At 50.7% G+C, this 629-nt stretch carries 5 tRNA genes and 1 rRNA gene; all 6 read right to left on the bottom strand.

Annotated elements, in window-relative coordinates:
- Nucleotides 1–16: 16 nt before the first annotated feature.
- The 6 genes from ACYQ73_RS28180 to rrf all read right to left on the bottom strand — a co-directional run bounded on the left by ACYQ73_RS28180 (nt 17) and on the right by rrf (nt 608).
- A tRNA-Gly gene (locus tag ACYQ73_RS28180) sits at nt 17–91 on the bottom strand.
- Nucleotides 92–138: 47 nt separating this feature from the next.
- A tRNA-Leu gene (locus ACYQ73_RS28175) sits at nt 139–223 on the bottom strand.
- Between the two features lie 21 nt (nt 224–244).
- Nucleotides 245–320, bottom strand: a tRNA-Lys gene (locus ACYQ73_RS28170).
- Nucleotides 321–327: 7 nt separating this feature from the next.
- Nucleotides 328–403 (bottom strand) — tRNA-Thr (locus ACYQ73_RS28165).
- Nucleotides 404–406: 3 nt separating this feature from the next.
- A tRNA-Val gene (locus ACYQ73_RS28160) sits at nt 407–482 on the bottom strand.
- 10 nt (nt 483–492) lie between these two features.
- A 5S ribosomal RNA gene (gene rrf, locus ACYQ73_RS28155) occupies nt 493–608 on the bottom strand.
- Between the last annotated feature and the right edge of the window lie 21 nt (nt 609–629).

Genomic DNA, 629 nt, shown 5'->3' with positions numbered 1-629 from the left:
GCCACCCCGGCACATTTGGAGCGGAAGACGAGGTTCGAACTCGCGACCCCCACCTTGGCAAGGTGGTGTTCTACCACTGAACTACTTCCGCATGTGCATAAGATTTATTTATCCTGGCAATTATGAATTTTTAAAAAATGGTGCGGGTGAAGGGAGTCGAACCCCCACGCCTTGCGGCGCTAGATCCTAAGTCTAGTGCGTCTGCCAATTCCGCCACACCCGCATATTTTGTTGGCAATTTAAATGGTGAGCCATGAAGGACTCGAACCTTCGACCCTCTGATTAAAAGTCAGATGCTCTACCAACTGAGCTAATGGCTCAAAACTATGGTGCCGGCTATAGGAATCGAACCCACGACCTACTGATTACAAGTCAGTTGCTCTACCTGCTGAGCTAAACCGGCAAATGGTGGAGGATGACGGGCTCGAACCGCCGACCCCCTGCTTGTAAGGCAGGTGCTCTCCCAGCTGAGCTAATCCTCCTGGGTATTATGCCTAGCGATGTCCTACTCTCACAGGGGGAAGCCCCCAACTACCATCGGCGCTAAAGAGCTTAACTTCCGTGTTCGGTATGGGAACGGGTGTGACCTCTTTGCCATCATCACTAGACTATTTAAAAGACAAGATTTA

It is taken from the genome of Lysinibacillus sp. CTST325 (assembly GCF_054665055.1).
The sequence above is the reverse complement of the archived record's forward strand: the minus strand, read 5'-3'. Positions and strand labels throughout refer to the sequence as shown.